Genomic DNA, 22,572 nt, shown 5'->3' on the forward strand with positions numbered 1-22,572 from the left:
CTGCGGACAGCCGCTCAGCTGCCCCGTTGCGCGGGCCGCACCGCATGCACGCGCGAGGCCAGCGCGATCAGCACCAGCACGGGCAGGCCCAGCAGGGCCGTGGCCTGGAAGAAGCTCACGTAGCCGTGCGCATCGACAAAGGCGCCCGAGAAGCCGGCCAGCCACTTGGGCGCCAGCAGCATCATGGAGCTGAACAGCGCGTACTGCGTGGCCGAGTACTGCACATTGGTCAGCCCCGACAGGTAGGCGATGAAGGCCGCTGACGCGATGCCGCCGGCCAGGTTGTCCGCGCTCACCACCCAGACCAGCGCATTCACGTCATGGCCGCGCGTGGCCAGCCAGGCGAACAGCAGGTTGGTGGCGGCCGACAGCGCGGCGCCCAGCATCAGCACGCGCATCACGCCCCAGCGCATGGCCAGCGCCCCGCCCAGGAAGGCGCCCGCCAGCGTCATGATCACGCCGTAGACCTTGGTCACGGCGGCCACTTCGTCCTTGGTGAAGCCCATGTCCACGTAGAAGGGGTTGGCCATGATGCCCATGACCACGTCGCTGATGCGGTAGATGGCGATCAGGCCCAGCACCAGCAGCGCCTGCCAGCGGTAGCGGCCCAGGAAGTCGGCGAAGGGCTCGACCAGCGCGCTGTGCAGCCACTCGGCCGCGTTGCGGGCAGGCGCCAGCGGGCGTGGCACCGGTTCCGGCGAGAGCAGCACGGTCAGCATCCCCACGGCCATGGAGGCGGCCATGGCCAGGTAGGCCACCTGCCAGGCGCCGCTCTGGTAGCCCGCCGTGCCCGCCACCTCGGCGCGGGCGGCCAGCCACAGCACGCCGGCGCCGGCCCAGATCATGGCCAGCCGGTAGCCGGTCTGGTAGGTGGCGGCCAGCGCGGCCTGGCGCTCGGTGTCGGCCGATTCGATGCGGTAGGCGTCCAGCGCAATGTCCTGCGTGGCCGAGCCGAAGGCCACGGCCAGCGCGCACCACACCAGCGGCGTGAGCGAGACGCGCGGATCGTTGAACGCCATGCCGCACAGCCCGGCGACGATGAGCATCTGCGCGAACAGCAGCCAGCCGCGCCGCCGCCCCAGCCAGCGCGTGAGCAGCGGCAGCGGCATGCGGTCCACCAGCGGCGACCAGACCCACTTGAAGGCATAGGCCAGGCCCACCCAGCTCAGGTAGCCGATGGTGGTGCGGTCCACGCCGGCCTCGCGCAGCCAGAACGACAGCGTGCCCAGCACCAGCAGCAGCGGCAGGCCTGCCGAAAAACCCAGGGCCAGCATGCGCAGGCTGGCCGGCTCGGCATAGACGCGCAGGGTCTGGCCCCAGCTGCGGCGGGGCGTTTCGGCGGCGGTGGAGGGGGCGGAGGGGGTGGTGGTGGACGGCTCGGTCATGTTGTGCTGCGGCAGGCTGCGGCCATTATCGGGCCCATGGTGGCGCGGACTGGCGCGCGCTACCATCGCGGGCACAGGATGCCGCCATGGCCTACACCCTCTCTTCCCTCCACAGCGATGCCGCCGCGCAAGACGGCGCGGCCGATGCCACCGATACCGCCTTCGCGCCGCACAGCTCGGTGCGCAGCTACAGCGGCGAGCACCAGGCCCATGCCCACGGCCATGCGCAGATCCTCTATGCGCTGCAGGGCCGCATGGAGCTGGAGGTGGGCGGGCGCAGCGCCTTTGTGGACGCCGTCAGCGGCATGCTCATCCCCGCCGGCGTGGACCACGGCTACCTGGCGGCGCCGCGCTCGCGCGTGTTCGTCATCGATGCGCCCAGCGGCCCGGGGCTGGACCGGATGCGGCGCTTTTCCGTTCCACCGGCCCTGCGCGGCCGGGAGTCGGAAGGCCCGGCCACAGAGCAGCTGGCCCAGGTGCTGCAGGCGCCCGGCCTGCTGGCGCGCCGGGGGCTGGACCTGCAAGGGCTGGCCGCGCAGGTGCAGGCCGCACTGCACGAGGACTGGCCCACGGCCCGGCTGGCCGCCCTGTGCCACATGAGCGCCCAGCGCTTTCACGCGCGCTTTGTGGAGCTGGCGGGCCAGCCGCCCCAGGCCTGGCTGCGCGGCCTGCGCCTGGATGCGGCCGAGCGCGGGCTGGCGCGGGGCCTGCCGCTGGAGGCCACGGCGCTGCGATGCGGCTATGCCTCGGCCAGCGCCCTGGCCTATGCGCTGCGGCGCGACCGGGGCGTGACGGCGCGGCAACTGCGCGGCTAGCCCGTTCACAGTCCTCCGGACTACGAGCGTTTCTCGACAAATGCCCGGCCGCGCCCGGCGCAACATGGCGCCATGGTTCGCAATTCTTCCGCTTCTTCCTCCGCCGTCGGCATCGCCTTCGTCTCCGTGGCCGCCGTGCTGTGGGGCACGACGGGCACGGCGCAAAGCCTGGGCGCAGGCGGGCTGTCGCCCTTCTGGGTGGGCGCCGCGCAACTGGCCGTCTCCAGCCTGTTTCTGGGCGTGCTGCTGGCGGTTTCCCATTGGAGGCTGCGCGGGCGGGCCGGGCAGGGCGGGGCACCCGTCCAGCCGCTGCTGCCCAACCCGGTGCACCTGGGACTGCGCCCGGCCTGGTTCCTGCTGGCATCCATGGGAATCGGCGGCTACAGCATCTTTTTCTACGAGGGCGTGACGCTCACGGGCGTGGCCGTGGGCACGGCCGTGGCCATTGGCAGCGGCCCCATCTGGGCCGGGCTGATGCAGGCGCTGGTGCTGCGCGCGCCCCTGTCTGCGCTGTGGTGGGCCGGCACGCTGGTGAGCGTGGCGGGAGGCGCGGCCATGGTGATGGCCCGGGGCGGCGCCACGCTGTCCTGGAGCGGCCTGGCCCTGTGCCTGCTGGCGGGGCTGTCGTACGCGGGCTATGCGCTGATCAACAAACGCCTGGTCACCCACATGTCGCCGCGCGTGGTGAATTTCTATGTCTTCACCGGGGCGGCCTGCATGGCGGTGCCGATTGCGCTGGTGCAAAGCGGCCTGCCGCAGTGGAGCCTGGCGGCCGTGCTGGTGGTGGTCTACCTGGGCGTGGTGGTGTCGGGCCTGGCGCACATGCTGTTTTCCATCGGGCTGCGCAGCATCTCCGGCCCCACGGGCGTGACGCTGAGCCTGATCGAGCCCGTGGCGGCCTTCGTGCTGGCGGTGTGGGTCGTGGGCGAGCGGCAGCCGCTGCAATCGTGGCTGGGGCTGCTGGCCGTACTGGCCGGGCTGATGCTGGTGATCGGCGCCGAGATGCGGGCGCAGCGGGCCGTGATGGCCGCGCAGATGGCGTAACTCTTTGTAGGCCGGCGCCGCTCTTCACGATGCGCTGTTCTCCGCATGTTTCAGGCATGCATGGCCGCTAGACTTGGCGGCATGCAGCAGCCATCCCATCTCTCCTCCGAACCCTGTGCCCCGTCCGCCTGGGGCTGTGCCTGCGCGCCCTGGCGCGCGCGTCGCGGTTTTCTGCTGGCCGGCAGCGCGGCGGCCATGGGCCTGGCCACGGCGCCGGTGGCGGCACAGGTGCAGGTAGGCGGTGCCTCGGGCCTGCGCAAGCTGGTGCCGGCCGAGACGCTGGAAGGCGCCGCCACCGACCAGTACCAGCAACTGCTGGCCAAGGCCCGCGCCCAGGGCGCACTGGCTGGCGACAGCAACCCGCAGCTGCAGCGGCTGCGCGCCATTGCCCGGCGGCTGATTCCGTACACCGCCCAATGGAACCCGCGTGCCAATGCCTGGCGCTGGGAGGTGAACCTGATCGGCAGCAAGGAGATCAATGCCTTTTGCATGCCGGGCGGCAAGATCGCCTTCTACACGGGCATCATCGACCAGCTGCAGCTGACCGACGACGAGATCGCCATGATCATGGGCCACGAAATGGCCCATGCGCTGCGCGAACACTCGCGCGAGCAGCTGGCCAAGAACCAGGCCACCAGCATCGGCATCTCGCTGGGGGCCCAATTGCTGGGCCTGGGCGACCTGGGCAATGCGGCGGCCCGCCTGGGCGGCCAGTTGCTGTCGCTGAAATTCAGCCGGGGCGACGAGAGCGAGGCCGACCTCGTGGGCCTGGAACTGGCCGCGCGCGCCGGCTACAACCCCCAGGCCTCGGTCTCGCTGTGGCGCAAGATGGGCCAGGCCACGGGCGACCGTGGCGGCCTGGAATTCCTGTCCACCCACCCCGCAGGCCCCGAGCGCATCCGCGAACTGGAGCGCAACATCCCGCGCGTGGAAGGCCTCTACGAGGCCGCACGGCGCGGGTAGGCGTGCCAGCAAGCTAAGACCCGGGCAGCTTTTTGGGCGCAGTGTTTGAAACTGGCGCGGCCAAAGATCAGGGACACCGAGGAAGGGCCTAAGCCGGCCGCGCCGCCCCGCACCGAGGGTGTCGTCCCCCTCCCTCGCGTAGCGAGTAGAGAGGCGACGTGCCACGGGGGGAAGGCGCGTAGCGACTCAGGGGGTGGTGATTTTTTGCTTGGGTTGGTAGCCCATCACGGCTTTCACTTCAAGGTACTCCTTGAAGCCGTGCTCGCCCCATTCCCGGCCCGTGCCGGACTGCTTGTAGCCGCCGAACGGCGCGCCGAAGTCCGGCCCTGCACCGTTGAGGTGGACCATGCCGGTGCGCAGGCGCGAGGCCACACGGCGTGCGCGCTCCAGGCTGCCGGACTGCACATAGCCCGACAGGCCGTAGGGCGTGTCGTTGGCCTGGGCGATGGCCTCCTCCTCCGTGTCGTAGGGCAGGATGACCAGCACGGGGCCGAAGATCTCCTCGCGCGCAATGGTCATGTCGTTGCGCACGTCGGCGAACACCGTGGGCCGCACGAAGTAGCCGCGCGCAAGGCCCTCGGGGCGGCCCGTGCCGCCGGCCACCAGGGTGGCGCCTTCGGCGATGCCGGCCTCGATCAGGCCCTGGATCTTGCGGAACTGCGCCTCGCTGACCACGGGGCCCATGTGCATGGCGCCGGTGTCGGCCAATGCATCGCCCACCTTCATGCCCTCGGCAGCGGCCTTGGCCGCGGCCACGGCGCGCGCATGCAGGGCGCGCGGCACGAACATGCGCGTGGGCGCGTTGCAGCTCTGGCCGGAGTTGGTGAAGCAGGCGTTCACGCCCTGGGCCACGGCCTTTTCGATGTCGGCATCGTCCAGCACGATGTTGGCCGACTTGCCGCCCAGCTCCTGCGTCACGCGCTTGACGGTATCGGCCGAGGCCTTGGCCACGGCAATGCCCGCGCGCGTGGAGCCCGTGAAGGTCATCATGTCGATGCCGGGGTGCACGGACATGGCCTCGCCCACCGAGGGGCCGTCGCCGTTGACCAGGTTGAACACGCCGGCGGGCACGCCCGCTTCGTGCAGGATCTCGGCCACCAGGATGGCGTTGAGCGGCGCGATCTCCGAGGGCTTGAGCACCATGGTGCAGCCCGCCGCCAGGGCCGGTGCCACCTTGCACATGATCTGGTTGATGGGCCAGTTCCAGGGCGTGATCATGCCCACCACGCCCACGGGCTCATGCACGATGCCGGTGGTGCCGCGCACGCTCTCGAACTCGAATTCCTTGAGCACCTGCAGGGTCTGCTTCAGGTGCCCCGCGCCCACGGTGGCCTGGGCCGCGCGCGACAGCCACAGCGGCGCGCCCATCTCCAGCGAGATGGTCTGCGCCACCTCGTCGATGCGACGCATGTAGACCGCCAGCACCTTGTCCAGCAGGGCCAGCCGCTCGTCGCGCGTGGTCTGCGAGAAGCCGTCGAACGCGCGGCGTGCGGCGGCCACGGCTGCATCGACATCGGCGGCCGAGCCCATGCTGATGCGGGCCGCCACCTCCTCGGTGGACGGATTGATCACATCCAGCGTGCGCGGCACGGCCGGGGGAACCCATTGGCCGTCGATATAGAACTGCAGGTGCTCTTGCGTGCTCATGAAGCTGTCTCCGTTAGTTGGAATGGGAGGCGGTCCGGGGGCGCCGCCGGCTGTGCCGGGCATGATGCACGATGGGCGCAGGCGCGCGGAGTCCTGTAGGGGACTCCCGTACGGCTCAGGTCCCGCCCACGTAGGGGTTGCTCTTGCGCTCGCGGCCGAAGCTGCTTTCGGGGCCGTGGCCCGGGATGAACACGGTCTGGTCGCCCATGGGCCACAGGCGCTGGACGATGCTGTCGATCAGTTGCTGGTGGTTGCCCTGGGGAAAGTCGGTGCGGCCGATGCTGCCCGCGAACAGCACGTCGCCCACGAAGGCGCGGTCGATCTGCGGCGCATGGAACACCACGTGGCCGGGCGTATGGCCGGGGCAGTGGCGTACCTGCAGCGTCTCCTGGCCGATGCTCACCGTGTCGCCATCGTGCAGCCAGCGTGTGGGCGTGAAGGGGTCCGAATGCGGGAAGCCGAACATGGCGCCCTGCTGGGGCAGCGCATCGATCCAGAACTGGTCGCCGGGATGGGGGCCGATGATGGGCAGCTGCTGTGCATCGGCCAGCTCGCGCGTGCCGCCCGCGTGGTCTATGTGGGCATGCGTGAGCCAGATGGCCTTGAGCGCCAGGCCCAGGCGCTCTATCTCCCAGCCGATCTGCTCCAGGTCGCCGCCCGGGTCGATGACGGCGGCTTCCATGGTCTGGTCGCACCAGACCAGCGAGCAGTTCTGCTGGAAGGCGGTGACGGGGATGGTGTGGTACTGGAGCATGGGCGGCGTGGGTGCTTCTGGCGAAAGCGCCCATTATTCCCGCTCCTTCCCCTGATGGCAGCGCAGGGCCGCCCCCGCTTGCACCGTCAGGTGGTCGGCTGGCCGCATTGTCCGCAGAACCGCGCGCCGGCCGGATGGCTGGCGTTGCAGTTCCTGCAGGCCTGCGGCAGCACCGCGCCGCCACACTGCGGGCAAAAGCGCGAACTGGCGGCAATGGATGCATGGCAGCCGGGGCAGACCGCCGCCACGGCTGCGGCACGGTATGCGCCGCCCCCGTGGTGGCCGCCGCGCGAATGATTTCCGAACAGTCTTTGCAAGAGTCCCATGGTGTATTCCTTCGCACTGCGCGGATGCGCCGCTGCAGTCGTTCAAAGGCGCATTGGGACACGGCAGCGGTCCGCCGGGCCGTGGATGGCGATCATTTAATGTGGCTGTCATCTCGTGGCAATCCAGGTCCTGTGACGGACAGGAGACAGCCTCGCGGGCAGACCCCGTGGCTGCGGCAACGCCGCCGTGTTACAAGCTAGCCGTGCCGCCAAGCCAGCCTGCCCCCGATGCAGGCACGCAAGGATTTTTTCGAGGATGGGCCGGGCCGCCACCTGCGCAATGCAGGGCGGGTACCGGCATCACGCGAGGGAGAACCGGTATGTTGATTGGCGTGCCTGCCGAGACCATGGCAGGAGAAACCCGGGTGGCTGCGACCCCCGAGACCGTCAAGAAGCTGCGTGCGCAAGGCCATGTGCTGCGCGTGCAGGCGGGGGCGGGAGTGGCGGCCAGCGTGCCCGATGCCTTGTACGAGGCGGCGGGCGCGGAGATCGTCGATGTGGCAGGCGCCCTGGGCGCCGACCTGGTGCTCAAGGTCCGTATCCCTTCGGAGGACGAGTTGCCCGGCATCCGCAAGGGTGCAACGCTGGTCGGCATGCTGGACCCGTTCCAGCCCGCAGGCCTGCAGCGCCTGGCCGATGCGGGCATCACGGCCTATGCGCTGGAGGCGGCTCCGCGCACCACGCGTGCGCAGAGCATGGACGTGCTGTCCAGCCAGGCCAATATCGCCGGCTACAAGGCCGTGATGATCGCGGCCAACCAGTACCAGCGCTTCTTTCCCATGCTGATGACGGCGGCCGGCACGGTGAAGGCCGCGCGCGTCGTGGTGCTGGGCGTGGGTGTGGCCGGCCTGCAGGCCATTGCCACGGCCAAGCGCCTGGGCGCCGTGATCGAGGCCAGCGATGTGCGGCCCAGCGTGCGTGAGCAGGTCGAATCCCTGGGCGGCAAGTTCATCGACGTGCCCTACGAGACAGCCGAGGAAAAGGAGGCCGCCGAAGGCGTGGGCGGCTACGCGCGCCCCATGCCGCAAAGCTGGCTGGACCGCCAGAAGGCCGAGGTGGCCAAGCGCGTGGCCCAGGCCGACGTGGTCATCACCACGGCGCTGATCCCGGGCCGGCCCGCTCCCGTGCTGGTCACGGCCGAGATGGTGCAGGCCATGAAGCCCGGCGCCGTCATCGTGGACCTGGCGGCCGAGCGCGGCGGCAACTGCCCGCTGACCCAGGCCGGCATGACCGTGGTCACGCATGGCGTGACCATCGTGGGACTGACCAACCTGCCCGCCATGGTGGCGGCCGATGCTTCGGCCCTGTATGCACGCAATGTGCTCGATTTTCTCAAGCTCATCATCAACAAGGATGGCGCCCTGCATGTGGACATGGAGGACGACATCGTGGCCGCGTGCCTGATGGCCCATGAAGGCCAGCTGCGGAGGAAATGACATGGAAGCCGTATCCCCCACCATCATCCATCTCATCATCTTCGTGCTGGCCATCTACGTGGGCTACCACGTGGTCTGGACCGTCACGCCCGCGCTGCACACGCCGCTGATGGCGGTGACCAATGCCATCTCGGCCATCGTCATCGTCGGCGCCATGCTGGCGGCGGCGCTCACGGAAACGGGCCTGGGCAAGACCATGGGCGTGCTGGCCGTGGCGCTGGCCGCGGTCAACGTGTTCGGCGGCTTCCTGGTCACGCGGCGCATGCTGGAGATGTTCCGCAAGAAAGAGCGCAAGAGCGCTCCGGCCAAGGACGGCAAGGACGCCAAGGCGGAGGGCCAGTCATGAGCATGAACCTCGTCACGTTGCTCTACCTGGTGGCCAGCGTCTGCTTCATCCAGGCGCTCAAGGGGCTGTCGCATCCCACCACCTCCATACGCGGCAACCTGTTCGGCATGGCCGGCATGGTGATCGCCGTGCTGACCACGGCGGCGCTCATCGTGCAGCTGGCCGGCGACAATGCATTGGGCCTGGGCTGGGTGCTGCTGGGCCTGCTGGTCGGCGGCACGGCCGGTGCCGTCATGGCCCAGCGCGTGGAGATGACCAAGATGCCCGAATTGGTCGCCTTCATGCACAGCATGATCGGCCTGGCGGCGGTGTTCATCGCCGTGGCCGCCGTGGCCGAGCCCTGGGCCTTTGCCATCACGGCCAAGGGCGGCGCCATTCCGGGCGGCAACCGCATGGAGCTGGCGCTGGGCGCCTTCATCGGCGCCGTGACCTTCACGGGCTCGGTGATCGCCTTCGGCAAGCTCAGCGGCAAGTACAAGTTCCGCCTGTTCCAGGGCGCGCCCGTGCAGTTCAAGGGCCAGCATGCGCTCAACGCCGTGCTGGGGCTGGCAGCAGCCTTCTTCGTCTTCGGCTTCTGGCACAGCCAAAGCTGGATGGACATCGTGCTGGTCATCGCCCTGGGACTGCTGCTGGGCGTGCTGCTGATCATTCCCATCGGCGGCGCGGACATGCCGGTGGTCGTGTCCATGCTCAACAGCTACTCGGGCTGGGCGGCGGCGGGCATCGGCTTCTCGCTGAACAACAGCATGCTGATCATTGCGGGTTCGCTGGTGGGCAGCTCGGGCGCCATCCTGAGCTACATCATGTGCAAGGCCATGAACCGCTCGTTCTTCAGCGTGATCCTGGGCGGCTTCGGCGGCGAGGCCACCAGCGCGGCGGCGGGCTCTCAGCAGCAGCGCAACGTGAAAAGCGGCAGCGCCGACGATGCGGCCTTCGTCCTGGGCAATGCCGAAACCGTGGTCATCGTGCCCGGCTACGGCCTGGCCGTGGCGCGTGCCCAGCACGCGGTCAAGGAGCTGGCCGACAAGCTCACCGAACGGGGCGTGACGGTGAAGTACGCCATCCACCCGGTGGCCGGCCGCATGCCCGGCCACATGAACGTGCTGCTGGCCGAGGCCGAGGTCCCCTACGACCAGGTCTTCGAGATGGAGGACATCAACAGCGAGTTCGGCCAGGCCGACGTGGCCATCATCCTGGGCGCCAACGACGTGGTGAACCCCGCCGCACACGTCAAGGGCAGCCCCATCTACGGCATGCCCATCCTGGAGGCCTACAAGGCCAAGACGGTGATCGTCAACAAGCGCTCCATGGCGGCCGGCTATGCGGGCCTGGACAACGAGCTGTTCTACATGGACAAGACCATGATGGTCTTCGGCGATGCCAAGAAGGTGGTGGAGGACATGGGCAAGGCGCTGGAGTGAGGCGTGCGCCCGGGCTGAAGTCCGAGGAGGGCAGGGCCCAAGCCCTGGCCTCCTTGAAAACGATCTTGGGTCAGCCCCCGGACCGGGTCAGCAATTCGTCCAGCGCATCGGCGATGGCTTGGCCTTCATGCTCCAGTGAGGCCACCACTTCACCCAATTGATCCAGGGCGACTGAAACCATGTCCAGGGCATGCAGGACGACCGGCACGCCTTCAATGACAAACACAGGATTCATCCTCGCACCCACGGTTGGAGTGCCGCGCGGCAGCAGATTCTGCCGAACCAGTGGAACCACGACACGACGGCGGTAGCGGTCAAACAGCGAGGACTGGACCACGACGACGTAGGGAATCGAGTCGCGCAAGGCTCCCTTGTTGCGATGAACGTCGAATTGCGCCACTAGAGCGTCGAGTGCTCGTCTGCGAACGAACCCACCGCGATGTTGACCGCGTTCCAGTCGCAGGCGCAGGCGTCGGCAAGCCGTTGGCGCTCACGCTGTGCGCCCTCCTGCCTGGCAACGTATTCGGCCAGCAGGGATTCCATGGTGGCCGAGAGATTGTCGGTATAGGCCTTGGCCTGCGTCACCAGATCTGCATTGATCGTGAGATGGATTGGCCGCTTGGCGCTGGAGACAGCAATGGATTTCATCTCGGAACCCTCAGATAAAGATCATGCGCACAGTGTCTGTATGAGAGCGCGACGAGTCAAACCGCCGCGACCCAAGGCCCTGCTTGAACGTCTCACACCTTCATGTCATAGCCGATGGTGACCGGCGCATGGTCCGAGAACTTCACATCCTTGTAGATGTGCTCGGTGCGAGCCAGTGCGGCGGTGGCCGGGGTGGCCAGGTGGTAGTCCAGGCGCCATCCCACGTTGTTGGCATAGGCCTGGCCGCGGTTGCTCCACCATGTGTAGCAGGTGTCCGTGGTGTCGGGCTGGAGCAGGCGATAAACGTCCACAAGACCGCCCGTGGGATCAGTTTTGTGTAACAACTTTGTCATCCACTCGCGCTCTTCGGGCGTGAAACCGCTGTTTTTCTGGTTGCTGCGCCAGTTCTTGAGGTCGATCTGCTGGTGGGCGATGTTGATGTCGCCGCACAGGATGAACTCGCGCTCGCCCTTCATGCGCATCAGGTGATCGTGCATTTCGGCGAGGAAGCGGAACTTGGCCGTCTGGCGCAGTTCGCCCGAGCTGCCGCTGGGAAAGTAGGCGCTGATGATGGACAGCTTGCGCGCGGGCGTGTCGAAGCGCGCCTCCACGTAGCGGCCCTCGGCGTCGAATTCGTGCGAGCCGAAGCCGATCACGACGTCGCTGGGCTCGTGGCGGCTGTAGACGCCCACGCCCGAGTAGCCTTTCTTCTCGGCGTAGTGGAAGTGGCCGCGCAGGCCGGCCAGCAGCTCGAAGCGTCCGGTCATGTCGGCGGCCTGGGCCTTGATTTCCTGCACGCAAATACAATCCGGCGCAGTGGCCTCGATCCAGGCTTCGACGCCCTTGGTCGAGGCCGAGCGGATGCCGTTGAGGTTGAGGCTGGTCAATTTGAACAAGGATGAATCCATGGTGGTGAGTAATCTGCAGGCCGATGACACAGGCCGTCTGGCGCAGGAATTTGTGCAATTCGCCGTTGACGCAGGGGTGCTGCGTTTCGGCGAGTTCAAGACCAAGGCCGGGCGCATGAGCCCGTACTTCTTCAATGCCGGCCTGTTCGATGACGGCGGCAAGATGGGCCGTCTCGCCGAATTCTATGCAAAAGCCATCGCAGCCAGCGGCATCGAGTTCGACATGATCTTCGGCCCCGCCTACAAGGGCATCCCGCTGGCCGCCACCGTGGCCGTGGAGCTGGCCCGCATGGGCCTGAACAAGCCCTTTGCGTACAACCGCAAGGAAGCCAAGGACCACGGCGAGGGCGGCACCCTGGTGGGCGCGCCCCTCAAGGGCCGCGTGCTGATCGTGGACGACGTGATGAGCGCCGGCACGGCCGCGCGCGAGTCCATCGCCATCATCCGCGCCGCAGGCGCCACGCCGCATGCCGTGGCGATCGCGCTGGACCGCCAGGAAATGGCCACCGAGAATGGCCAGGACGTGCCCCACAGCGCCGTGCAGTACGTGCGCAACCAGCTGGGTATGCAGGTCTGCACCATTGCAAAGTTGGCAGACTTATTGCTTTATCTTGAGATTCAAGGTGGCAGCGAAGGCAGCGGCCACCATGAGCGCGTGCTGGCCTACCGCCAGCGTTACGGAGTCAACGACAAGGGATAAGGGTTTGATGAACAAGGCGTTGCATGCACGGTTCCTGTGGTGCGCCCTGGCTGGTGCCACGGCTGGCCCTGCCTGCGCCCTGGATGCCGGCGTGCCGGCCGGCATCTATGCATGCACTGACGCCAAGGGCCGGCGCCTGACGGCAGACCGCCCGATTGCCGAATGCGTGGACCGCGACCAGCGTGTGCTGGGCAGCTCCGGTGTGGAGCTGCGCCGCGTCGGCCCCACGCTGACCGACAACGAGCGCGCCGAGCTCGATGCCCAGCGCCGCCGCGAGCAGGCCGAACAGCGCCGTGTGCGCGAGGAGCGCTCGCGCGAGCGCGCCCTGATTGCGCGCTATCCCAACCAGGCCGCGCACGACGCAGAACGCGCCGAGGCCCTGTCGCAGACCGACCAGGTCGCCAACCTGGCGCGCCAGCGCATACAGGAGCTGCAGGCCCAGCGCGTCAAGATCGATGGCGAGATGGAGTTCTACCGCAAGGACCCGTCCAAGGCCCCCGCCTCCCTGCGCCGCCAGCTCGATGAAAACCGCAGCAGCCAGGAAGAGCAGCAGCGCTTCATCCAGCAGCAGGAGCAGGAAAAAAGCCGCATCAACCAGCGCTTCGATGCCGAGCTCGTGCCGCTGCGTGCGCTGTGGAGCGCGGCCGCCGCCGCTGCGGCTCCCACGGGCCGCTGAGCGGCCCTTGCCCCCTGTCTTTCCCGTCTGGCGCGAACGGCCTGCCGCACGCCCGGCGCGCGTGAATCGGATTCGTCCTGCAAGCGCTGCCATTGCGGCGGTCTAGGCTGTCACTACATTCCCGGCCACGGATTTTCCCGGGCCCTCAGGGCCTGGCTGCTGGTGTGCGCTGCAGCCACAGGTGCCGGGCCGCCGCGAGAAGGGAGCATGCATGACGGCATGGCGATGGTTGACGGTGCTGTGGCTGTGGGCCGCCGGTGCCTGGCTGGCCTGGGCAGGCGCCCAGCTGCTGTGGGCCGGGGGCAGCGGCTACTACGTGGTGGCAGGTGTGCTGCTGTTGGCCGTGGGCCTGGGTGTGGCGCGCCGTTCGGCTGCGGCGCTGTGGCTGTTTGCGCTGTGGCTGCTGGGCACCGCGCTGTGGGCGGTCTGGGAGATAGGGCTGGACTGGTGGCCGCTGGCGGGGCGCCTGGGGGTGCCCTGGTTGATGGGCCTGCTGCTGGTGCTGCCCTGGTCGGTGCGTGCGCTGCGCCATGAGCCCGACATGGGCCAGAACCGGGGCCTGGCACCAGCCCATGCGGCGCTGGCGCTGGTGGTGCTGGGCACGGCCATTCTTGCGGGCCTGTCATTCGGGCGCCAGCGTGATGCCCATGAAACCCAGGGCCAGTTTGCGGGTGCGGCCGCCGCCGCGTCGGACCTGCCGGCCGACGGTCAGGTCACGGCCGTGCAGAACATGTCCATGGTGGCCTCCGATGCCGGTGGCCTGCGCAGCCCGCCGGTGCTGCAGGGCGATGCCACCGATGCCGTGCCCGATGGCGAATGGCATGCCTATGGCCGCACCGGAGCGGGCCAGCGCTATTCGCCGCTGCGCCAGATCGGCCCGCACAACGTGCGGCTGCTGCAATTGGCCTGGGAGTTCCGCACGGGCGATGTGCGCGGCAAACCCGGCGATCCCGAAGAAACCACGTTCGAGGTCACGCCGCTGAAGATCGGCGAGCGCCTGTTCCTGTGCACGCCCCACCAGTCGGTGATTGCGCTCGATGCCACCACGGGCAAGCAGCTGTGGCGGCGCGACCTGCCCATGCCCAAGGGGCTGGCGCTGCAGCACCTGACCTGCCGGGGCCTGTCCTACCAGTCGGCGCAGGCGGCCGCGCAGTTCGACGCGGCGGCAGGGCAGACGCATTCGGCGGTGGCGCCGGCTGCAAGGAAGTCCGGTGCGCAGGCCATGCCTGCACCCACCGCCGCATCCACGGCTTCGGCTTCTGCAGCCCCTGGCGATGACGGCCGCTGCACCGCCAAGCTGTTCATGGCCACGGCCGACGGCAAGGTGGTCGCGCTCAATCCCGCCGATGGCCAGACCTGCAGCAATGTGGCGGGTGGCCAGGGCCAGATCGACCTCTGGCAGGGCATGCCCGAGCGCAAGCCGGGCTCGTACTACTCGACCTCGCCGGTGGTGGTGGCGCGCGACCGCATCATCGTGGGCGGCACGGTGCTGGACAACCATTCCACGCGCGAGCCTTCGGGCGTGATCCGTGCGTTCGACATCCGCTCGGGTGCGCTGCTGTGGGCCTGGGACCCGGGGCGGCCAGGCAACAGCACGCCGCTGCCCCCGGGGCAGACCTATGTGCCCAGCTCGCCCAACAGCTGGTCCATCTCCAGCGTGGACGAGACGCTGGGCCTCGTCTTTGTGCCCATGGGCAATGCGCCGCCCGACCAATGGGGCGGGCGGCGCAGCGCCGAGGCCGAGCAGTATTCGTCCTCGGTGGTGGCGCTGGACATTGCCACGGGCGCCGTGCGCTGGGTGTTCCAGACCGTGCACCACGATCTCTGGGACTACGACGTGCCCTCGCAGCCCAGCCTGATCGACCTGGAGATCGGCGGCCACAGCGTGCCCGCCCTGGTGCAGCCCACCAAGCAGGGCGAGCTGTTCGTGCTGGACCGGCGCACGGGCCAGCCGCTGCTGCCCGTCACCGAGGTGGCTGCGCCGCAGGGCGCGGCGCGCGGCGACCGCACGGCGCCCACGCAGCCGCATTCGCAGCTGAGCTTCAACCCCCCGGCCCTGACCGAGCGCGACATGTGGGGCGCCAGCCCCTTCGAGCAACTGTGGTGCCGGCTGGCCTTTCGCCGCCTGCGCTACGAGGGGCGCTTCACGCCGCCCTCGGAGCAGGGCTCGCTGATCTATCCGGGCAACTTCGGCGTCTTCAACTGGGGCGGCGTGGCCGTGGACCCGCGCCGGCAGGTGGTGTTTGCCACGCCCACGCGGCTGGCCTTCGTCTCCACCCTGGTGCCGCGTGCGGACGATACCTCGCTGCTGGTGCAGGATGGCGGCCCGCCCAAGGACGGCCTGCCCGCGCTCAACGAAAACTTCGGCGCACCGTTTGCGGTACGGCTCAAGCCCTTTGTCTCGCCGCTGGGCATTCCCTGCCAGGCGCCGCCCTGGGGCTTTGTGGCGGGTGCCGACCTGCGCACGGGCCAGATCGTCTGGCAGCGCCGCAACGGCACGCCGCGTGACCTGAGCCCGCTGCCGCTGGGCTTTCGCATGGGCGTGCCCGGCATTGGCGGCCCGGTGATGACCGCTGGCGGCGTGGCCTTCTACTCAGGGGCATTGGACAACTATGTGCGCGCCTATGACGTGGACAGCGGCCGCCAGCTCTGGCAGGACCGTCTGCCCGCAGGCGGCCAGGCCACGCCCATGACCTACCTGGGCACGGACCAGCGCCAGTACCTGGTGGTGGTGGCGGGTGGGCATGGTTCGACCGGAACCAAGGCCGGGGACAGCGTGCGCGCCTATGTGCTGCCCAAGGAGGTGGCGGCGCCCTGAGCACTCAGCACCATGGGGGTCTGCGCCGGCTCATGCCGATCCGGCCCGGCCCAGCATGCGCAGCACGCGCGTGACCAGCAGCGCGGCCACCCAGGCCAGTCCGCCGATCAGAAACGGCAGGCGTAGCAGCGCGCCTTGCTGGGCGAACAGCATCAGCGCGTCTGCCTTCCACAGCGCGGCATAGCCCGTGTACAGGCCGTAGGCCAGCCAGGCCAGCGCCCCCAGGGCGAACAAGGCCGCCATGCGCCGGGCGCTGCGGCCATCGCGCGAATCTGCGGGCAGGGCGCGCGTGCCGTGCCAGACCCAGCCGATGGAGGCGAGCACCAGCAAGGCACTGGCTGCCACGGACAGCTGCAGCCAGGTATGGGGAGAGAGTGAGGACATCAAAAGAAAACTGCGCGCCGGCACCGTGCCGGCCGCAGCGAGTGTAGCGGCGCCGTGCTTTGCGCCGCCTGCGCGCTCAGGCCGGCTGCCAGACGGTGGCGCCGTGGCCCTGGCCGCCGCTTCCGGGCACGGCATGGATGCCCAGCACGGCCGCGTGGCGCTGCAGCAGGGCGTCGAATTGCTCGGTGCTTTCCGCCGTGGCCGGGGCGTCGTCGTATTCGCTGGCCACCTGGTCCGTGGTGAAGGAGCTTGCGCCGAACTTCTGGACGATGTTGCGCAGCTTGTCGAGATTGGGGCTGGTGGATGGGGTCATGGCAACTCCTTGGGGTCATGGACGCCTGCTGCGCTGCAGGCCTGTGGGCCAGTGTAGCCCCGGGGCCTGGGCAGGCCATCCGGGGCATCCCCGCAAAGCGGCGTAGGACTTGGAACCCGCCGTCAGCCGCCCGTGGCCACGGGGCCGGCGCTCAGCACTTCGGCCAGCGGCTTGCGGGGCGAGGGCACCTCGCGCTCGCGCAGATCGTCGGGCAGGGTGGCCGCATCGCCACGCCAGCCCACGGCGATCACCACCTCGGGCTCCAGGTGCTCGGGCAGGCGCAGCACCTCGCGTGCGGCGTCGGCCGAGAAGCCGCCCATGGCGTGCGTGGCCAGGCCCATGGCGTGGGCTTCCAGCGCCAGGTAGCCCCAGGCGCAGCCCGCGTCGAAGCTGTGCTTGCCGGGCGAGGCCTGGCGGTCGGACATCAGCACGATCAGCGCGCCCGCCTCCAGGCACCAGCGGCGGTTGAACTCGTTGGGGATGGTGCTGAAGGCCTGCCAGTTCGCATCGCCGCGCAGCGCATAGGCAAAGTGCCAGGGCTGCTTGTTGCTGGCCGAAGGGGCCCAGCGCGCGGCGTCGGCCAGTTGCTCGATCTGGGCCTGGCTCAGTGCCTCCGGCTTGAAGGCGCGCGGCGACATGCGGCCCAGGAACTGGGGATGGATGGGGGTGGTGGTGTTGCGTGTCATGCGGATGGGCGGCAAGCAGAAAGGAAAGCGGCAACGATAGCGCAAGGCCTCAGGGCTGGCGCGGTGCCTGGCCATGCTGCTGGCTGATCACGCGCAGGTGGCGCTCCATGCGGATGAAGACCAGCACCATCACCACCAGCACGAGGAATGACATCAGCATGCTCCAGAAGGCCGTCTCCACGGCGCCGAAGCGCTCCTTCCAGGAGCTGCTGCCGTGGCTGTCCTCGCCGCGCAGCGCGCGCGCCGCATTGTCCAGGGACAGCGTGTAGTTCAGCAGCACCGTGGACAGGATCTGCTGGGCCGTCTGCGCCTGCAGCCGCGGCTCCAGCGCGGCATTGCCGAAGACCTGCTCCAGCGCGGCGGGCAGACCCTGCACGTAGGCCGCATAGGCGCCCTTGCCGTGTTCCAGCTCGGCGGCCTGGGCACGCTCATGGATGGCGGCGGCGGTATCCACGGGCTCGACCATCCAGCCGTCTTCCTCGTCGGTGGAGGCGGCAGCGGCAGCCGCTGCATCGGCAGCCGCATCCACGGCCCCGGCATCGCCTTCGCGCTGCCCGCGTTCCTGGATGCGGCGCTGCACATCGGCCTCGGATGGCAGGGCGTCGCCTTGCAGCAGCGGGTGCAGCGGTGCCAGGCCCCGGGCCTGGTTGTCCCGCTCGGTGCGCTCGCGCCGCGCGGGATCCTTGTTCACGAAGGCGCGCACCAGGGCGTCGGCCTTCTGGAAGGCGGGGCGCAGCGCCGGATCGGCCAGGCGCTTTTCCATGGCGGGTTCGCCGCCGCCCGCGCCCAGGTCTCGGCTGGTTTCGTCCACGACGAACTGCAGGTCGGGCCTGGCGTCCTTCCAGTTCAATTCCTGGGCCACTGCCTGGGGCGCCTCGGCCTTGCCGGGCCTGAAGCTCTCCCAGGTCCACAGTGCCATCCCCACCAGCACGAGCAGGGAGAACACCAGCAGCACCACGCGCACCACCTGCACCAGCAGGTCCTCGATCCTGCGCAGCATGTTTGTAATCATCGGAATCCTCGGTTGGTTCGTAAAACAAGGGCGCGTCCGGCCCGCCTGCAAGCCTGTTCTGTTGCTATTGATTTGAAAGCGCCGGACACAGACGCGCGAATTCTAGGAAGGCTGCCGCGCACGGGCGCATCGGTTCTCAATGTTTTACATTTCGCGCCATTCTCGAAGTGTGCATGTGCTCCCGTGGCATGCGCCGTCCTGCAATGAGCGCCTTCCGGATGGCGGGGCGTTCATGGCCGCAGGGCGCATGGTTCTCCCGCTTGCGTGCGCGCAGGCTTTGGGCCTACCGGCTGTAGCGGCTTCCCGAATCCGCTGTAATGCTCGCTCTGATTTCTGACTGACTAGAGAGGGCTCGCCCATGACCAAAACGTCGCTGGATAAATCGAAGATCAAGTTCCTGCTGCTCGAAGGCATCCATCCTTCCGCACTCGAAGTGCTGCGCAACGCGGGCTACACCAATGTGGAGACCGTGACGGGCGCGCTGGAAGGCGAGGAGCTCAAGCGCAAGATCGCCGACGTGCATTTCGTCGGCATCCGTTCGCGCACGCAGCTGACGGCCGACGTGTTCGCTGCCGCGCAAAAGCTCGTGGCCGTGGGCTGCTTTTGCATCGGCACCAACCAGGTGGACCTGGACGCGGCGCGCGAGCGTGGCGTGGTGGTCTTCAACGCGCCTTACTCCAACACGCGCTCGGTGGCCGAGCTGGTGCTGGCCGAAGCCATCTTGCTGCTGCGCGGCGTGCCCGCCAAGAACGCCTCCGCCCACCGCGGCGGCTGGCTCAAGAGCGCCGAAAACTCCTACGAAATCCGCGGCAAGACGCTGGGCATCGTGGGCTACGGCTCCATCGGCACCCAACTGTCGGTGATGGCCGAGTCCGTGGGCATGCAGGTGCTCTTCCATGACGTGTCCACCAAGCTGCCGCTGGGCAATGCGCGCCAGGCCGCATCGCTGGCCGATCTGCTGGCCGGCAGCGACATCGTCACCCTGCACGTGCCCGAGCTGCCCTCCACCCAGTGGATGATCGGCGCCAAGGAAATCGCGGCCATGAAGCCCGGCGCCATCCTGATCAATGCCTCGCGCGGCACCGTGGTGGAAATCGAGCCGCTGGCCGAGGCCCTGAAGGCCGGCAAGCTGCTGGGCGCCGCCATCGACGTGTTCCCCACCGAGCCGCGCAGCAACAAGGATGAATTCGTCTCGCCCCTGCGCGGCCTGGACAACGTCATCCTGACCCCGCACGTGGGCGGCTCCACCATGGAAGCCCAGGCCAACATCGGCCTGGAAGTGGCCGAGAAGTTGGTCAAGTACAGCGACAACGGCACCACCACCTCGGCGGTGAACTTCCCCGAAGTGGCCCTGCCCGCCCACCCCGGCCAGAACCGCATCCTGCACGTGCACCACAACCAGCCCGGCGTGCTGTCGGCCATCAACCAGGTGTTTGCCGAGAACGGCATCAACATCGCCGGCCAGTACCTGCGCACCGACGAGAAGGTGGGCTATGTGGTGATCGACCTGGCGGCCCAGTCCTCGGGTCTGGCCGTGGAAAAGCTGACCCAGGTTCCGGGCACCATCCGCTGCCGCGTGCTGTTCTGATGGCCAGGTTTCAGGATGCTGCGCTTGGGCGCACTTCCTGAAACTGGCGCATTGCCTGGTCGCCCTATCTGCCCGGCTGCAGCAGCAGCCGCATCAGATCCGTGCGCGTGATCAGGCCGGTCAGCCGGCCTTCGCGCATCACGGGAATGCAGGGCACGCTGTGCCGGGCCAGGGCGTCCAGCAACTGGCCCACGGGCGTGTCTTCGTCCACGCTGAGTTCAGGCGCATGAACCAGCTGGGGCAGCTCCGACAGGCGGGGCGCGGCCCGGGTCTTGCCGGGCAGGCGCTGGCCCAGCCAGTTCAATAAAGAAGGTTTTGCCGCCGATTCGGCCGGGCGCACGGGGCTCATCCACAGCCATTCGTACAGCTCGGCACGGGAGACCGTGCCGGCCAGGCCGCCATCGGCGTCCAGCACCGGCAGGCTCTTGGCCGGGTGCGCGCGAAAGCGTGCCGCCACGGCGTGCACGTCGTCGTCCATGGAGCAGCTCACGGGATCGCGCGTCATCAGCTGGGCGCAGCGCACACCGCCCAGGCGGTGCTCGATGGCGGTTTCCTCGGCGGCGGCCAGCAGCTCGGCCAGGTCATCGGCTTCCAGGTTGTTTTCCTGGCCGAAGCGCAGCAGCAGCCCCTCCAGATCGGCATGGGACAGGCCCAGGCGCGAGGCATGGCGGTGGGCTGCATCGGCGGGCGCGGCCTTGGGCGCCGTGTCGGCATGGTGGGGATAGCGCCGGCCCGTGGCGCGGTGGAGCGCCGTGGCCGCCAGGACCAGCCCCAGTGTCAGCGCGCCCACGGGCAGGAAGGGCAGCATCCAGCCGGCGGCCAACGAGGCCTTGGCGTTGAGCACCGTCAGCAGGGCCATGGCGCCACCTGGCGGGTGCAGCGAGCGCGTCAGCAGCATGCAGCCTATGGCGCCACCCACGGCCAGCGCAGGGGCCAGCTGGGGCGGGCACCACTGCAGCACGAACAGGGCCCAGAGCGCCGACACCGTATTGCCCACCACGCAGGACCAGGGCTGGGCCAGCGGGCTGGTGGGCACGGCGAACAGCAGCACGGCCGTGGCACCCAGCGGCGCGAACAGGCGCAGGGGAAGATCCCAGGTGCCCGCATGCGCCAGCCAGACCAGGGCCGTGGCCATCCCCATGCCCACGATGGAGCCCATGGCCACGCGCCACATGTCCGCAGGCGCGGGGCGTGGCACCACCGGCCCCCATGCTTTTCTGTTCCAGCCCATGGCCTTGTTGTCTTTTTGTCTTTGCCTGCGCAGCCCCGGGGGAGGGCTGCAAAAGCGCGTCATTTTAGGAAGGGACGCCGCTCTTGCTGGCAGCATGGGCTTTGCACCCTTTCGGTGCGGCGCGCCTGCCGGCTCAGTCCACCACGGACTGGTACACACCCTCGCGCATCACCCAGCGGTAGGGAATGCGCTGGGCCATGGACTGCATCATGAGGATGGCGAACAAATCCTCCTTCGGATCCACCCAGAAGAAGGTGCCGTAGATGCCGCTCCATGAAAAGTCGCCCACGCTGCCCGGCAGCGGGTTGAGGCCGGGCGCCGTGCGCACCGCAAAGCCCAGGCCGAAGCCCTGGCCCACCTCGGGCGAGGGCAGCTGGGCGCCGAAATACGCCATGTCCGGCCCCATGCGCACGCTGGCGGGCAGGTGGTTGGTGGTCATCAGCTCCACGGTCTTGCGCGAGACCAGGCGCACGCCGTCCAGCGTGCCGCCGTTGCACCAGAACAGGCACAGCCGCGCATAGTCGGCCATGGTCGAGACCATGCCCCCGCCGCCCGACTCGAACACCATGGCGCGCGTGACCGGGGGGATGGGCGGCATCTGTTTCTGCGGCCCTTCGGGCTGGGGCCGGGCGGCCCGTGCGATCTCGCTGTCGGGCGCATGAAAACCCGTGTCGGCCATGCCCAGCGGCCCGGTGATGTGCTCGCGCACGAAGGCGGCCAGAGTCTGGCCGCTGACCACCTCGACCACGCGGCCCAGCACGTCGGTGGGCATGCCGTATTCCCAGGTCTCGCCGGGCTGGGCCACCAGCGGCAGCTGCGCGAGCCTGGTGATGAACTGCGCATTGGTGAACTTGCCGCTGAACAGGCCCGCATCCAGGTACATCTTCTTGACGGGGTGCTCGGTGCCTGCAAATCCGTAGGGAATGCCGGAGGTGTGGCGCAGCAGGTCCTGCAGCGTGATGGGCCGCGCCAGCGGCGCGCGCTCCAGGCCCACGCGCAGCGCGGCCAGCTCGGGCAGGTACTGCTCCACAGGCTCGATGATGGACAGCCGCCCCTGCTCGGCCAGCATCATGATGGCCAGCGAGGTGATGGGCTTGCTCATGGACGCGATGCGAAAGATGGCATCGGGCCGCATGGCCGTGCCGGCCTCGGGGTCCAGCAGGCCGAAGCTCTCCAGATAGGCCAGCTTGCCGCGCCGCGCCACCAGGGCCACGGCGCCCGGGATCTCGCCGGTGTCCACGCCGCGCTGCAGCCGGGCCGACAGGCGCGCCAGGCGCGCGCCGCCCAGGCCCACGGTTTCAGGGGAGTCGGCCCAGGGCAGGCCGGGGATGTGCAGGCGGTCGGTGCTGGCGGTCATGGAGTCTCCTGTGGTGTGCGTCGATTGTTCCGGCAGACGGCCTGGTGCGCTGTTGGCTGCGGGACAGCGGCGTGCGGGTGCCGCGGGCATGCCGCCGCTAAACTGGCCCGCAGG

Annotated in this window: 23 protein-coding genes; 10 read left to right on the forward strand and 13 right to left on the reverse strand. The window is 68.9% G+C overall.

Annotated elements, in window-relative coordinates; all coding sequences use genetic code 11:
• Positions 1-14 precede the first annotated feature (14 nt).
• Entirely contained in the window at positions 15-1,385 is a 1,371-nt protein-coding gene (locus KDK82_RS25390; protein ID WP_096914310.1) for an AmpG family muropeptide MFS transporter, read from the reverse strand.
• Between the two features lie 86 nt (positions 1,386-1,471).
• On the opposite strand from KDK82_RS25390, the gene KDK82_RS25395 reads away from it, so the two are divergent.
• From KDK82_RS25395 to KDK82_RS25405, 3 genes are all read left to right on the forward strand, one after another.
• Entirely contained in the window at positions 1,472-2,200 is a 729-nt protein-coding gene (locus tag KDK82_RS25395) for a helix-turn-helix domain-containing protein (protein WP_012202269.1), read from the forward strand.
• Between the two features lie 72 nt (positions 2,201-2,272).
• Positions 2,273-3,244 carry a DMT family transporter gene (locus KDK82_RS25400; RefSeq protein ID WP_088166579.1) on the forward strand — a complete coding sequence of 324 codons (972 nt, stop codon included), beginning with the start codon at positions 2,273-2,275 and terminating at the stop codon, positions 3,242-3,244.
• Between the two features lie 60 nt (positions 3,245-3,304).
• The gene (locus KDK82_RS25405) at positions 3,305-4,207 is read left to right on the forward strand and encodes a M48 family metallopeptidase (protein ID WP_016448572.1); all 903 of its coding nucleotides are present in this window, start codon (positions 3,305-3,307) and stop codon (positions 4,205-4,207) included.
• Positions 4,208-4,393: 186 nt separating this feature from the next.
• Here KDK82_RS25405 and KDK82_RS25410 read toward each other — a convergent pair whose 3' ends face one another.
• From KDK82_RS25410 to KDK82_RS25420, 3 genes are all read right to left on the reverse strand, one after another.
• A complete protein-coding gene (locus tag KDK82_RS25410; RefSeq protein WP_088166580.1) occupies positions 4,394-5,854 on the reverse strand; it encodes an aldehyde dehydrogenase family protein in 1,461 nt (486 codons plus the stop codon).
• 115 nt (positions 5,855-5,969) lie between these two features.
• Positions 5,970-6,608: an MBL fold metallo-hydrolase gene (locus KDK82_RS25415; RefSeq protein ID WP_012202273.1), complete on the reverse strand. Its 639-nt coding sequence runs from the start codon at positions 6,606-6,608 to the stop codon at positions 5,970-5,972.
• 86 nt (positions 6,609-6,694) lie between these two features.
• Entirely contained in the window at positions 6,695-6,934 is a 240-nt protein-coding gene (locus KDK82_RS25420) for a zinc ribbon domain-containing protein (protein ID WP_088166699.1), read from the reverse strand.
• A 320-nt stretch (positions 6,935-7,254) separates the two neighbouring features.
• Here KDK82_RS25420 and KDK82_RS25430 point away from each other — a divergent pair, with 320 nt between their 5' ends.
• The 3 genes from KDK82_RS25430 to KDK82_RS25440 are packed head-to-tail and all read left to right on the forward strand — an operon-like array spanning position 7,255 to position 10,137.
• Complete coding sequence (locus KDK82_RS25430) at positions 7,255-8,370, forward strand: Re/Si-specific NAD(P)(+) transhydrogenase subunit alpha (RefSeq protein ID WP_063327715.1); 1,116 nt, start codon at positions 7,255-7,257, stop codon at positions 8,368-8,370.
• A gap of 1 nt (position 8,371) precedes the next feature.
• Positions 8,372-8,716, forward strand: a complete 345-nt coding sequence (locus KDK82_RS25435; protein WP_012202276.1) for an NAD(P) transhydrogenase subunit alpha — start codon at positions 8,372-8,374, stop codon at positions 8,714-8,716.
• Positions 8,713-10,137 (forward strand): NAD(P)(+) transhydrogenase (Re/Si-specific) subunit beta, encoded by a 1,425-nt coding sequence (locus KDK82_RS25440; protein WP_088166581.1) that lies wholly within the window; start codon positions 8,713-8,715, stop codon positions 10,135-10,137. Before KDK82_RS25435 ends, KDK82_RS25440 begins: the two co-directional genes overlap by 4 nt.
• A gap of 70 nt (positions 10,138-10,207) precedes the next feature.
• Here the strand turns inward: KDK82_RS25440 and KDK82_RS25445 are convergent, their stop codons facing one another.
• The 3 genes from KDK82_RS25445 to KDK82_RS25455 form a co-directional block, all read right to left on the reverse strand.
• Positions 10,208-10,537 (reverse strand): CcdB family protein, encoded by a 330-nt coding sequence (locus KDK82_RS25445; protein WP_043791081.1) that lies wholly within the window; start codon positions 10,535-10,537, stop codon positions 10,208-10,210.
• Positions 10,537-10,785 (reverse strand): type II toxin-antitoxin system CcdA family antitoxin, encoded by a 249-nt coding sequence (locus KDK82_RS25450; protein WP_088166582.1) that lies wholly within the window; start codon positions 10,783-10,785, stop codon positions 10,537-10,539. Before KDK82_RS25450 ends, KDK82_RS25445 begins: the two co-directional genes overlap by 1 nt.
• Positions 10,786-10,877: 92 nt before the next feature.
• Positions 10,878-11,681, reverse strand: a complete 804-nt coding sequence (locus KDK82_RS25455; RefSeq protein WP_088166583.1) for an exodeoxyribonuclease III — start codon at positions 11,679-11,681, stop codon at positions 10,878-10,880.
• Positions 11,682-11,691: 10 nt separating this feature from the next.
• Between KDK82_RS25455 and pyrE the strand changes: the two genes are divergently transcribed.
• From pyrE to KDK82_RS25470, 3 genes are all read left to right on the forward strand, one after another.
• Positions 11,692-12,393 carry an orotate phosphoribosyltransferase gene (gene pyrE / locus KDK82_RS25460; protein WP_088166584.1) on the forward strand — a complete coding sequence of 234 codons (702 nt, stop codon included), beginning with the start codon at positions 11,692-11,694 and terminating at the stop codon, positions 12,391-12,393.
• A gap of 7 nt (positions 12,394-12,400) precedes the next feature.
• Complete coding sequence (locus KDK82_RS25465; protein WP_088166585.1) at positions 12,401-13,069, forward strand: DUF4124 domain-containing protein; 669 nt, start codon at positions 12,401-12,403, stop codon at positions 13,067-13,069.
• Between the two features lie 211 nt (positions 13,070-13,280).
• A complete protein-coding gene (locus KDK82_RS25470) occupies positions 13,281-15,887 on the forward strand; it encodes a membrane-bound PQQ-dependent dehydrogenase, glucose/quinate/shikimate family (RefSeq protein WP_088166586.1) in 2,607 nt (868 codons plus the stop codon).
• A 30-nt stretch (positions 15,888-15,917) separates the two neighbouring features.
• Here KDK82_RS25470 and KDK82_RS25475 read toward each other — a convergent pair whose 3' ends face one another.
• The 4 genes from KDK82_RS25475 to KDK82_RS25490 all read right to left on the reverse strand — a co-directional run bounded on the left by KDK82_RS25475 (position 15,918) and on the right by KDK82_RS25490 (position 18,282).
• Entirely contained in the window at positions 15,918-16,271 is a 354-nt protein-coding gene (locus KDK82_RS25475) for a hypothetical protein (protein ID WP_063327711.1), read from the reverse strand.
• Positions 16,272-16,347: 76 nt separating this feature from the next.
• On the reverse strand, positions 16,348-16,584 hold the full coding sequence (locus KDK82_RS25480) for a hypothetical protein (protein WP_013800215.1): 237 nt from the start codon (positions 16,582-16,584) through the stop codon (positions 16,348-16,350).
• A 122-nt stretch (positions 16,585-16,706) separates the two neighbouring features.
• The gene (locus KDK82_RS25485) at positions 16,707-17,270 is read right to left on the reverse strand and encodes a nitroreductase family protein (RefSeq protein ID WP_034397858.1); all 564 of its coding nucleotides are present in this window, start codon (positions 17,268-17,270) and stop codon (positions 16,707-16,709) included.
• A gap of 49 nt (positions 17,271-17,319) precedes the next feature.
• On the reverse strand, positions 17,320-18,282 hold the full coding sequence (locus KDK82_RS25490; RefSeq protein WP_088166587.1) for a hypothetical protein: 963 nt from the start codon (positions 18,280-18,282) through the stop codon (positions 17,320-17,322).
• Between the two features lie 358 nt (positions 18,283-18,640).
• On the opposite strand from KDK82_RS25490, the gene serA reads away from it, so the two are divergent.
• Entirely contained in the window at positions 18,641-19,870 is a 1,230-nt protein-coding gene (gene serA / locus KDK82_RS25495) for a phosphoglycerate dehydrogenase (protein ID WP_012202286.1), read from the forward strand.
• A gap of 64 nt (positions 19,871-19,934) precedes the next feature.
• Here the strand turns inward: serA and KDK82_RS25500 are convergent, their stop codons facing one another.
• Both KDK82_RS25500 and KDK82_RS25505 read right to left on the reverse strand, forming a co-directional pair.
• Positions 19,935-21,101 carry an HPP family protein gene (locus KDK82_RS25500; protein WP_088166700.1) on the reverse strand — a complete coding sequence of 389 codons (1,167 nt, stop codon included), beginning with the start codon at positions 21,099-21,101 and terminating at the stop codon, positions 19,935-19,937.
• 133 nt (positions 21,102-21,234) lie between these two features.
• Positions 21,235-22,458, reverse strand: coding sequence for a serine hydrolase (locus KDK82_RS25505; RefSeq protein ID WP_088166588.1), 1,224 nt, complete (start codon positions 22,456-22,458; stop codon positions 21,235-21,237).
• Positions 22,459-22,572 lie beyond the last annotated feature (114 nt).

It is taken from the genome of Delftia sp. K82, assembly GCF_002193035.1.
In the GTDB taxonomy this organism is placed as follows: Bacteria; Pseudomonadota; Gammaproteobacteria; order Burkholderiales; family Burkholderiaceae_C; genus Comamonas; species Comamonas acidovorans.

Excerpts from the sequence above, each read along its gene's own strand:
- pyrE (WP_088166584.1), top strand. The coding sequence starts at position 11,692 with ATGGTGGTGAGTAATCTGCAGGCCGATGACACAGGCCGTCTGGCGCAG.
- KDK82_RS25415 (WP_012202273.1), bottom strand. The coding sequence starts at position 6,608 with ATGCTCCAGTACCACACCATCCCCGTCACCGCCTTCCAGCAGAACTGC.
- KDK82_RS25485 (WP_034397858.1), bottom strand. The coding sequence starts at position 17,270 with ATGACACGCAACACCACCACCCCCATCCATCCCCAGTTCCTGGGCCGC.
- KDK82_RS25410 (WP_088166580.1), bottom strand. The coding sequence starts at position 5,854 with ATGAGCACGCAAGAGCACCTGCAGTTCTATATCGACGGCCAATGGGTT.
- KDK82_RS25470 (WP_088166586.1), top strand. The coding sequence starts at position 13,281 with ATGACGGCATGGCGATGGTTGACGGTGCTGTGGCTGTGGGCCGCCGGT.
- KDK82_RS25435 (WP_012202276.1), top strand. The coding sequence starts at position 8,372 with ATGGAAGCCGTATCCCCCACCATCATCCATCTCATCATCTTCGTGCTG.
- KDK82_RS25440 (WP_088166581.1), top strand. The coding sequence starts at position 8,713 with ATGAGCATGAACCTCGTCACGTTGCTCTACCTGGTGGCCAGCGTCTGC.
- KDK82_RS25405 (WP_016448572.1), top strand. The coding sequence starts at position 3,305 with ATGGCCGCTAGACTTGGCGGCATGCAGCAGCCATCCCATCTCTCCTCC.
- KDK82_RS25465 (WP_088166585.1), top strand. The coding sequence starts at position 12,401 with ATGAACAAGGCGTTGCATGCACGGTTCCTGTGGTGCGCCCTGGCTGGT.
- KDK82_RS25490 (WP_088166587.1), bottom strand. The coding sequence starts at position 18,282 with ATGATTACAAACATGCTGCGCAGGATCGAGGACCTGCTGGTGCAGGTG.
- KDK82_RS25390 (WP_096914310.1), bottom strand. The coding sequence starts at position 1,385 with ATGACCGAGCCGTCCACCACCACCCCCTCCGCCCCCTCCACCGCCGCC.
- KDK82_RS25505 (WP_088166588.1), bottom strand. The coding sequence starts at position 22,458 with ATGACCGCCAGCACCGACCGCCTGCACATCCCCGGCCTGCCCTGGGCC.
- KDK82_RS25430 (WP_063327715.1), top strand. The coding sequence starts at position 7,255 with ATGTTGATTGGCGTGCCTGCCGAGACCATGGCAGGAGAAACCCGGGTG.
- KDK82_RS25500 (WP_088166700.1), bottom strand. The coding sequence starts at position 21,101 with ATGGGCTGGAACAGAAAAGCATGGGGGCCGGTGGTGCCACGCCCCGCG.
- KDK82_RS25450 (WP_088166582.1), bottom strand. The coding sequence starts at position 10,785 with ATGAAATCCATTGCTGTCTCCAGCGCCAAGCGGCCAATCCATCTCACG.
- KDK82_RS25400 (WP_088166579.1), top strand. The coding sequence starts at position 2,273 with ATGGTTCGCAATTCTTCCGCTTCTTCCTCCGCCGTCGGCATCGCCTTC.
- serA (WP_012202286.1), top strand. The coding sequence starts at position 18,641 with ATGACCAAAACGTCGCTGGATAAATCGAAGATCAAGTTCCTGCTGCTC.
- KDK82_RS25475 (WP_063327711.1), bottom strand. The coding sequence starts at position 16,271 with ATGTCCTCACTCTCTCCCCATACCTGGCTGCAGCTGTCCGTGGCAGCC.
- KDK82_RS25395 (WP_012202269.1), top strand. The coding sequence starts at position 1,472 with ATGGCCTACACCCTCTCTTCCCTCCACAGCGATGCCGCCGCGCAAGAC.
- KDK82_RS25420 (WP_088166699.1), bottom strand. The coding sequence starts at position 6,934 with ATGGGACTCTTGCAAAGACTGTTCGGAAATCATTCGCGCGGCGGCCAC.
- KDK82_RS25480 (WP_013800215.1), bottom strand. The coding sequence starts at position 16,584 with ATGACCCCATCCACCAGCCCCAATCTCGACAAGCTGCGCAACATCGTC.